Source organism: Bradyrhizobium retamae (assembly GCF_001440415.1).
In the GTDB taxonomy this organism is placed as follows: Bacteria; Pseudomonadota; Alphaproteobacteria; order Rhizobiales; family Xanthobacteraceae; genus Bradyrhizobium; species Bradyrhizobium retamae.
Window position 1 is genome coordinate 1 of record NZ_LLYA01000012.1, and the last position, 8,824, is coordinate 8,824.

Sequence of the window (8,824 nt, forward strand, 5' to 3'; positions counted from 1 at the left end):
GGCGGCGCGATCTTCGTCCAGCAAGGCGGAACGCTGAACCTGGCCGGCCCGCTCAACATGTCCGGAAACACGGTCGCAGGCGGCAGTGGTATGCAGAATGGCCAGGCCTACGGATCCGGCATGTTCCTTCAGGGCAACGGGTCCTTCAGCGTCAATCCGGGCGCGGGACAGACACAGACCATCAGCGACGCTATCGCAGACCAGACGGGAGTCGGCGGCAGCGGCGGCAACGCCGGCAGTTGGTCATTGGTTAAGAACGGCGCCGGCACGCTTGTACTCACCGGCGCGAACAAATATTCCGGCGGCACCACCGTCAACGCGGGTATCCTCCGAGGCAATGCCTTAGGCTTGCAGGGCAACATCATCAACAATGCGGCCGTCATCTTCGACGAGTCGGGCACCGGCACCTATGCCGGCAACATGTCCGGCACCGGCAGTCTCACCAAAACCGGAACCGGCGATGTTTCGCTCAGGGGAACCAACACCTACACCGGGGGGACGACCGTCACCGGCGGCGCACTGCTGGTCGCCTCCGCCGCTAGCCTGGGTCCGGGCAGCATCACTCTGAACAACGGCTCGATCGGGGTGGTTTGGGATGCGCCGGCACAGACCATCAATCGCGCCATCACGATCACGAACAGCGGCGGCTTTCGGGGATCATATTATGCGGCGACCTGGAGCGGCGTCATCAGCGGAAATGGCACGCTGGTCAAGTCCGGCCCAGGGGACGTGATCCTTACCGGCACCAACACCTACTCGGGTGGCACGACGGTCACCGGCGGCGTCCTGCGCGTCGACAGCGACGCGAACCTTGGCGCAGCCGGCACCGGGATCACGTTGAACGGGGGGTCGGTTGGTACCACCAAGGACACTCCTGCGGCCACATCGATCGGCCGCAATATCACCCTGGCCGGCAACGGCGGCATCGACATCGCCCTGCACCCGCTCACCTGGGCGGGCAATATCAGCGGCGCCGGCCAGTTCATCAAGGACGGCAACGGCGAACTCGAGCTTACGGGCACGAACACCTATAGCGGAGGCACGATGCTGAACGCAGGAACCCTGCGCGTCGCCTCCGATGACAAGCTTGGCGCTGCCGGTAAGGGCATCACCTTCCACGGCGGCGCTCTGCGTGCGTCCGAGACCTTCACCAGCGCGCGTGCCGTCGAGCTTGCTTTCGGCGGAGCGTTTCTCGTCGATGCCGGTAAAACGCTCACCCTGAGCGGTATCGTCAGCGGCAAGGACACGAACATCCTCACCAAGATCGGCGAAGGCACCCTCATCCTCACGGGTGCCAACACGTTCACCGGCACCATTCAAAACAACGGCGGCACAGTGCAGGGCAACACCACGAGCCTGCGCGGCAACATCGCCTTCGATGCCAATACTGGTGTCGCTAAATCCGTTGTCTTCGACCAGGCGACGGACGGCACCTTCGCCGGCAACATCACGGGCCTCGGCAACGACCCGGGTGTCGGTAGCTTGCGCAAGATCGGCGCCGGCAAGCTGACCCTCTCCGGCACCAACAACTACACCGGCGGCACCACGGTCTCGGCCGGCACCCTGCAAGGCACGTCAAACAGCCTTAAGGGCAACATCCTGAACAACGCTGCCCTCATTTTCGATCAGAACTTCGACGGCACCTATGCCGATGTCATCTCGGGTAGCGGCACCTTGACCAAGAACGGGACCGGCAAGCTGTCGGTGTCGGGTATCCAGACGTTCACCGGCGCGACCAATATCAACGCCGGAAATCTGAACGTGAACGGCTCGCTGAAAAGCTCGTCGGTCGTCAATGTCAACAAAGGCGGCACCCTGTCCGGCAACGGCACACTCGGCAACGTCAAGAACAATGGCGGCACCGTCTCGCCGGGGAATTCGATCGGCACCCTCCATATCGACGGCAACTTCGATATGGGGCCCGATTCAAAATATTATGTCGAGCTCAACGGCACGACCAGCGACCGCATCGAAGTGACCGGCACCGCGAACATCCAAAGCTCGATCTTCGAGATCGCGCACGACACCAATACCGCATCAGCGCCGGTGCTGCCGGGCAAGACCTACACGCTGCTCACCACTCAGGGCGGATTGACGGTGACATCTCCAACCGTCGCAGTCGCCGACTTTCCGTTCCTTGCCTTTACCCTGAGCACCGACGGCTTCAACGGCTACCTGACGACCGCGCGCAGCGCGGTCAGCTTCGCCGATCTCGCCTCCACGCCGAACCAGAAAGCGGTGGCCAGCGCGCTGGAATCGACGGCGGCCAGCCATCCGTTGTGGCAGCAGGTGGTGGGCGCCAGCGAAGCCCAGGCGCGCGCCGCCTTCACCAGTCTCAGCAACGCCTCGATCCACGCCAACGCGGCAGGTGTCTTGTCGGAGCAGTCGCAGTATCTGCGCGACGCCGTCACCGGCCGGTTGCGGCAGGACTTCGCTTACGGCACGCCTTTGGCTCAGGCGGGCAACGCGCTGTCCTATGCGGATGAAACGCTGCGCAACGCCTATGCGTCCCTGCCGTTCTACAAGGCGCCACCGGCGGCCGCCGCACCGAGGCCAGCGCAGGTCTACTCGGTATGGGCGCAGGCGCTGGGGAGCCAGGGTACGCTCAACGGCGACGGCAACGCCGCGAAGACCGATCACTCGCTCGGCGGCGTGATCTCGGGCCTCGATGTCACCTTCAACGGCACCTGGCGCGTCGGCCTTGCGGGCGGCTACAGCCACTCCAGCTTCAGGTCCCCTGATATCGCCGCGTCCGGTTCGAGCGACAGCTACCATATCGCAGCTTACGGCGGCGGGCAGTTCGGCGCATGGGGCCTGCGCGGCGGCGCCAGCTTCTCGTGGAACGACATGCTCACCTCGCGGCAGGTTGCCGTGGTCAATGTCGTGGACACCCAACGGGGTGACTATGCGCTGAAGACGACCCAGGTGTTCGGCGAGGTTGGCTATACCTATGCATTCCGCGCCGGTGCGCTGGAGCCTTTCCTGAACCTTGCTTACGTGCGGGTCGATGGCGGCGTCAACGAGCTTGGCCTCGCGGCAATGACGGGATCGGCGACGCTCGATACCGCCTACACAACCCTGGGCCTGCGTGGCGCGACGGCGTTGACGCAGACCCTCACAGCACGCGGCACACTGGGCTGGCGGCATGCATTTGGTGACGTCACGCCGCTGGCGACGCTGGCCTTTCAATCCGGATCGCCCTTCGCCCTGGCCGGATCGCCGATTGCCCGTGACGCTCTCGTTGCTGAAGCAGGTCTCGACTATGCCGTCGGCGCCAACGCCTCGCTTGGCATCTCCTGGGCCGGCCAATTCGCCGACCGCAGCCACAACAACATGGTCAAAGGCAGCTTTAGCTGGCGGTTCTGACATCGTCCCGGGTTTGACGTCGGTCAGTGACGAATTGAGTCATGCCGCGTTCCTCAGACGCGCGTTCGTCAGAACCGCGTCTGCACGAGGGCCTTTCAACGTCTCACAAACAGGCCGAGCCCGTTGCCGTTGAGATATTCGATGGTCAGGTCGCGCGCCGGCTCGTTGCCTGACCGTTTGAATGTGATCGACGACAGTGAACCATCAGTCTGGTTCTCGCTGGAAGGGCTCGCCGAAAACACGTCACCGTCCCAGTGCGTCAGCACGTAGGGCCCGCGCGAAAGTCCGATCTTCAGCTCCAGATGGCCACTCACCTCGAGGATCTCGGCATTGCCGAAATAAGAGCTTACATAGGTACCGGCATAGGATGAAAGCCTCGCCGCCGGTGCTGGAGTTGTGGGCGGCGACTTGCCGACGAGATCGCCCGTCGGCGCCGTGAGCACCGCCATCGCGGTGCTATAGGCGGCAAACCAATCCCGCGTGACCGTGCCGAATTGGACAAGATCCGCGAAAGAGGCGCCGAGTGCTTCCGCTGCACCGCAAGGTCCTGCGTTGGTCAGCACGACAATTCCGACCCCGGCCGACGGGATCATCGTGTAATGCGTTCCGGCACCCAAGGCGAAGGCACCGGAATGACTGATCATCGTCCGGCCCGCCGGTGTGATGTCAACGCCAAACCCGTAGCCGTAGAATCTTGGCCTTGCGTCGATCGCGGAGGAGCGGGTCGAAATGACCTCGGCCGTCACGGCCGGAAGCAGCGCACCCGCTGGCATGATTGCCGACCTTCGAATTTCCCGTTTTGCAGCACCAGCGCCACCCATCGGGCGAGATCGTTTGCCGACGAACTGACGCCGCCCGCCGGCGACTGCGGGTCCGGCAGACGCTGATACTTCGGTTGGAAGCCGTCGCCGGCCTTCACATGTCCAACGGCGCGATTGGGCCGCTTTTCAAAATCAGCAAAGCGTGAGCTGGTCGCGCTCATGCCGAGCGGCTTGTAAAGGACATCTTCGGAAAGGCTTTCCCAGCCCTTGCTCGATGCAACGGCAACAGCCTCCGCCGCAGCCGTCAGGCCGAAATTGGTATAGGCGTAAGTATCTCGAAAGCTGTGAAGCGGCAGCAGCCGCAGGCGTTCCAGCACGGTTCGCCGGTCATAGCCGAGATCTTCCAGATCATCGCCGGCGTGCTCCGGCAAACCCGAACGATGGCTGAACATGTCGGCAATGGTAACACGCTGCGTTATCCACGGATCACCAAGCCTAAACCAGGGCAAGTGCGCGACGAGGGGCGTGTCCCACTTGATGACGCCCGCGCCGACCTGATGGGCCACCACGCTGGCCGCAAGGGATTTCGAAAGCGACGCGATCTGAAACACGGTATCTGCGTCAACAGGCTGGCTCTCGCCGATTTTCCGGAACGCCGAAGCCCTTGGCGTAGACCGTCTTGCCATCCCGCACCACCGCGACCGCCATGTCCGGCACGCCGCTCCCCTTCATGATGTCACCGGCGATCGCGTCGAGGCTGGCGATAGCCTTGTCGATCTGAGCATCGGATATCGGTACGCCGGCGGTCTGGGGCGGTGATGTATCAGCAAAGCTCGGCACCGGCGCGTCGGTCCAGAGAAGAAAGAAGGCTGCCAACCCGGTGGCAAATTCCTTATTGGTCGGGCGAAGTGCCGCAAACGACTTCAGCGAAGACATGATACAGCACTCCGGTGTTCAGCGTTGTAAGCGCGGATCCACGAACAGCGGCCGAGCCGCTGCCGAATCCGTCCAGTGTGTTTGGCCTTTTGTTGCGATGAGGCCGCCGAATCTACGATCGAGAGGAGACCATAGCCAGCTCAAATGTGGAGCGGTATCCAGCACTCAAACGTGGCTACGATGATGGAGTTGTCCCGCTGATTTGCCCGACATGTCAAAAGTCTTCGGCGTCGCTCGAAGCATGCCTGCCGGCGACTGCCGCGCTACTTTGCATGGGGTTGTTTTGGATATTTTGGTTGGGAACGAGACCCTCGCCGGGCTTGGGGCGCCGGTCCGCCTTCGCTCTTCGGGCTTCGGCGTGACAGCCTCCGCTCGCTTCCCTAGGTGTTTGTGGCACCGGCTTGCCCAGCCGAAGCTCGCGAAGCGAGCGAAGGCTGGTGGGCCCGGCAGGACTCGAACCTGCAACCAGACCGTTATGAGCGGCCGGCTCTAACCATTGAGCTACAGGCCCCGCCGCGGAGCGGCCGCGGGGGGGCGGCCGGCAACGGTGCCGCCATCGTTTACAGGCATGACAGCGATACGGCAATGCCGACCTTTTGGGCCGAAAACGCGCTTTCACAAGCGCTCGCGCTTGCCTACAACCTTCCGTGCATCATCGTCACCGAACGTTTGAGGCCAACAATGAAACTCGCTGGGATTGCCTGCGCCGGCCTGCTGCTGCTTGCGGGCAGCGCCGGGGCACAGGAGGGAGGCAAGGCCATTACCAAAACCACGATCAGCCTGGGAACCGCGACGCCAGGAGGTGGCTTCCCAGTCTATGGCAATGCATTTGCGGAAGTGATGAATGCCGCCGATCCGGCGCTGTCGATCGACCCGCGCAACACCAAGGGCTCCAACGAAAACATCCCGCTGCTGGAATCCGGCCAACTCGATATCGCGCTGGTCGCGGGGGAGCCCGCCTATGAAGCCTTCATGGGCATCGGGCGGCCGGCGACGAAGTTGAAAATCCTGACCGCGATGTATTCCAGCCCCGGCATGTTCGTGGTGCGGGCCGACAGTCCCTACAAGACGATCAGGGATCTGGTCGGCCAGCCGGTCGCGTTCGGTGCGAAGGGCTCGGGCCTGCCGATCCTGTCGCGCTATATCCTCGACGGCATCGGGCTGAAGCAGGACGAGGACTTCAAGTCGATCTATCTCGACCGCGCCGGCGACGGCCCCGCCATGGTCCAGGACGGCCGCGCCGCCGCGCTGTGGGGCGCGGGCGTCGGCTGGCCAGGCTTTGCCGCGATGGCGCAAGCTCCCGGCGGCGCGCGATTTATCGCACCCGACGCCGGCGAGATCGCGCGCGTCCGCGCCAAGCACACGTTCCTCAAACCGCTGACGGTGCCCGCCAACAGCTATCCGAACCAGCCGACCGCGATCGATTCCATAGGCTCCTGGAGCTTTGTGCTGGCGCGTGAAAGCCTGCCCGACGACGTCGCCTACCGGTTGGCGCGCACGCTTCATGGGCAGGAGGCTGCACTGTGCAAGAAGCTGCCGCAGGCCTGTGAGACCACGGCCGCGAACACGGTTGCGGCGGCGCCGAACGCGGGACTGATCCATCCCGGAGTGATGAAGTATTTTCGCGAGGTCGGGGTAGCGAAATGAAGGCGAATAGCGAATGGCGAGTAGCGAATAGAGCTCGCCTTACCACTCGCTGTTCGCCACTCGCCATTCGCGTACTTACTTCTTCGCCATCGCGCACGCCGGATCGGGCGGGCCGAACGCTTCGTCGCCGGGAATCTTGGCGAGGATCTGATAGTAGTCCCACGGATATTTCGATTCATCCGGCTTCTTGACCTGCACCAGCCACAGGTCGTGGATCATCAGATTGTCCTCACGCAGCTTGCCGTTGCGGGAGAAGAAATCCTCGATCGGCTTTTCGCGCATCTTCGCCGCCACTTTCAGCGGCTCGTCGGTGCCGGCTTCCTTGATGGCGTTGAGATAGCTCATGACCGATGAATAGACGCCGGCCTGCCACATCGTCGGCATCCGGTTCATCTTGGCGAAGTAGCGCTTCGACCATTCGCGGGTCTTGTCGTCCATGTCCCAATAGAACGACGTCGTCAGCAACAGCCCCTGCGCTGCCGGTAACCCAAGCGAATGGATGTCGGTGATCAACGCGAGCAGCGCGGCCATCTGCTGGCCGCCCTTGAACACGCCGAACTCCGCGCCGGTCTTGATCTCGTTCATGTTGTTCGGAGGACCGGCGGCAATGCCGATGATCTTGGCTTTTGAGGCCTGGGCCTGCAGCACGAAGGATGACAGATCAGGCGTGGCAAGCGGCGGGCGCACCGAGCCCAGCACCTTGCCGCCATTGGCCGTGACCACGGAGGAAGCGTCGCGCTCCAGCGAGTGACCGAACGCATAATCGTCGGTGATGAAGAACCAGCTATCGCCGCCGCGCTTCACCACCGCCTGCGCGGTGCCGACCGCCAGCGCGCGGGTATCGAACACCCATTGTATCGCATGTGGCGAACAGAACTTGCCGTGGAAGTCTGCGGTGCCGGTCGAGTGCACGATCAGCAGCTTCTTCTTTTCGTTGGTGATGTTTTGCACCGCAAGCCCGACCGCGGAAACCGGAACGTCGAGGATCACGTCGACCTGATCCACGTCATACCAGCGCCGCGCAATGCCGCCGCCGATATCCGGCTTCAACTGGTGATCGCCGACGATGATGCTGATCGGCTTGCCCAGCACCTTGCCGCCGAAATCGTCGATCGCCATCTGCGCGGCAGTGACCGAGCCCTGGCCGGTCGCCGTGGCCGCCGGGCCATTCATGTCGGTGAGAACGCCGAGCTTGACGACGTCGTCCGAGATTTGAGCGAGCGCGGCGGTCGATGCCAGCAGCGCGGCCATGAGCACGGCAAGCCTGGATAGTTTCCTGGCGAACATCCTGTCTTCTCCCTAGGGTCAGCACATTGGCCGTCGGTGTTTTCAGGCGGTTGGTTCCGCCAATTGGTCTCATTTGCAACTATTTCGCGCCGGCGTCAACGTGGGTTGGATGGGCTAAACCACGCGCGCCGTGTCCGGTTCTATTTATTTTCCGCCCGATTCAGGGCATAGGCGGGCTCCAATGACCTCGAACCAGCGCTTGCCGACTTCGCTGACGCCGCTCGATGTGGCGCTTGCCGCGTTGCTGGAGGGCGTGGATCCGGTCGCGCCGGTGGAACTGGCACTGGCGGAAGCGCTGCGCTGTATTGCCGCGGATTTGCCGGGACTCGATGCCCACCCGCCGCGCGATATCGCTGCCGCGGATGGCTATGCATTCCGAGCGCGCGACCTTGTCGGCGCATCCTCCTATTCGCCGCTGCCATTGACGGCGGCGCCGGTGTGGGTCGAGGCCGGCGAGATCATTCCTGACAACTGCGACTGCGTCCTGGATTCCGATTCCGTCGAGATGTCCGGTCCGCTCGTGCAGGTGCTGGCGGAGGCGATCCCGGGGCAGGGCGTGCGCCGGGCCGGCAGCGATATCGCCGCGGGCAGCCGTCTCGTTGAAACCGGCCGGCGCGTGCTGCCGCGCCATCTCATGATCGCCCGCGCCGCAGGAATGGCGCGATTGAGCGTGCGCCGTCCGCGCCTGCGCATCGTCAATATTCCCGGCGGCACGATAACCGCGAATCTGGTCGCCGAGGGCGCGCGGGCCGCGGGCGGTGAGGTCGTCTTGGTCGCGGCCTTTCGGCGAGGGCGTATTCGTCATTCCCGAACCCATATCCGTCAGC

7 protein-coding genes and 1 tRNA gene are annotated in these 8,824 nt (G+C 63.5%); 3 read left to right on the forward strand and 5 right to left on the reverse strand.

The annotated features are described in order from the left end of the window. The coding region (locus CQ13_RS03770; protein ID WP_156433482.1) for an autotransporter-associated beta strand repeat-containing protein at positions 1 to 3,366 on the forward strand (3,366 nt) is incomplete at its 5' end. A gap of 95 nt (positions 3,367 to 3,461) precedes the next feature. Here the strand turns inward: CQ13_RS03770 and CQ13_RS46375 are convergent. From CQ13_RS46375 to CQ13_RS03780, 4 genes are all read right to left on the reverse strand, one after another. Then, the gene (locus tag CQ13_RS46375; RefSeq protein ID WP_283807484.1) at positions 3,462 to 4,139 is read right to left on the reverse strand and encodes a DUF3471 domain-containing protein; all 678 of its coding nucleotides are present in this window, start codon (positions 4,137 to 4,139) and stop codon (positions 3,462 to 3,464) included. Further along, the gene (locus CQ13_RS45270; RefSeq protein WP_283807485.1) at positions 4,109 to 4,738 is read right to left on the reverse strand and encodes a serine hydrolase domain-containing protein; all 630 of its coding nucleotides are present in this window, start codon (positions 4,736 to 4,738) and stop codon (positions 4,109 to 4,111) included. Before CQ13_RS45270 ends, CQ13_RS46375 begins: the two co-directional genes overlap by 31 nt. Before the next feature lie 10 nt (positions 4,739 to 4,748). Continuing rightward, complete coding sequence (locus CQ13_RS45275; protein WP_245309018.1) at positions 4,749 to 5,063, reverse strand: beta-lactamase family protein; 315 nt, start codon at positions 5,061 to 5,063, stop codon at positions 4,749 to 4,751. Between the two features lie 435 nt (positions 5,064 to 5,498). Continuing rightward, a tRNA-Ile gene (locus tag CQ13_RS03780) sits at positions 5,499 to 5,574 on the reverse strand. A 170-nt stretch (positions 5,575 to 5,744) separates the two neighbouring features. On the opposite strand from CQ13_RS03780, the gene CQ13_RS03785 reads away from it, so the two are divergent. Continuing rightward, positions 5,745 to 6,710 carry a TAXI family TRAP transporter solute-binding subunit gene (locus CQ13_RS03785; protein WP_057841682.1) on the forward strand — a complete coding sequence of 322 codons (966 nt, stop codon included), beginning with the start codon at positions 5,745 to 5,747 and terminating at the stop codon, positions 6,708 to 6,710. A 75-nt stretch (positions 6,711 to 6,785) separates the two neighbouring features. Here CQ13_RS03785 and CQ13_RS03790 read toward each other — a convergent pair whose 3' ends face one another. Then, entirely contained in the window at positions 6,786 to 7,997 is a 1,212-nt protein-coding gene (locus tag CQ13_RS03790) for an ABC transporter substrate-binding protein (protein ID WP_057841681.1), read from the reverse strand. A gap of 181 nt (positions 7,998 to 8,178) precedes the next feature. On the opposite strand from CQ13_RS03790, the gene CQ13_RS03795 reads away from it, so the two are divergent. Then, on the forward strand, positions 8,179 to 8,824 hold a 646-nt coding region (locus CQ13_RS03795; protein WP_488225900.1), incomplete at its 3' end, for a MoeA family protein.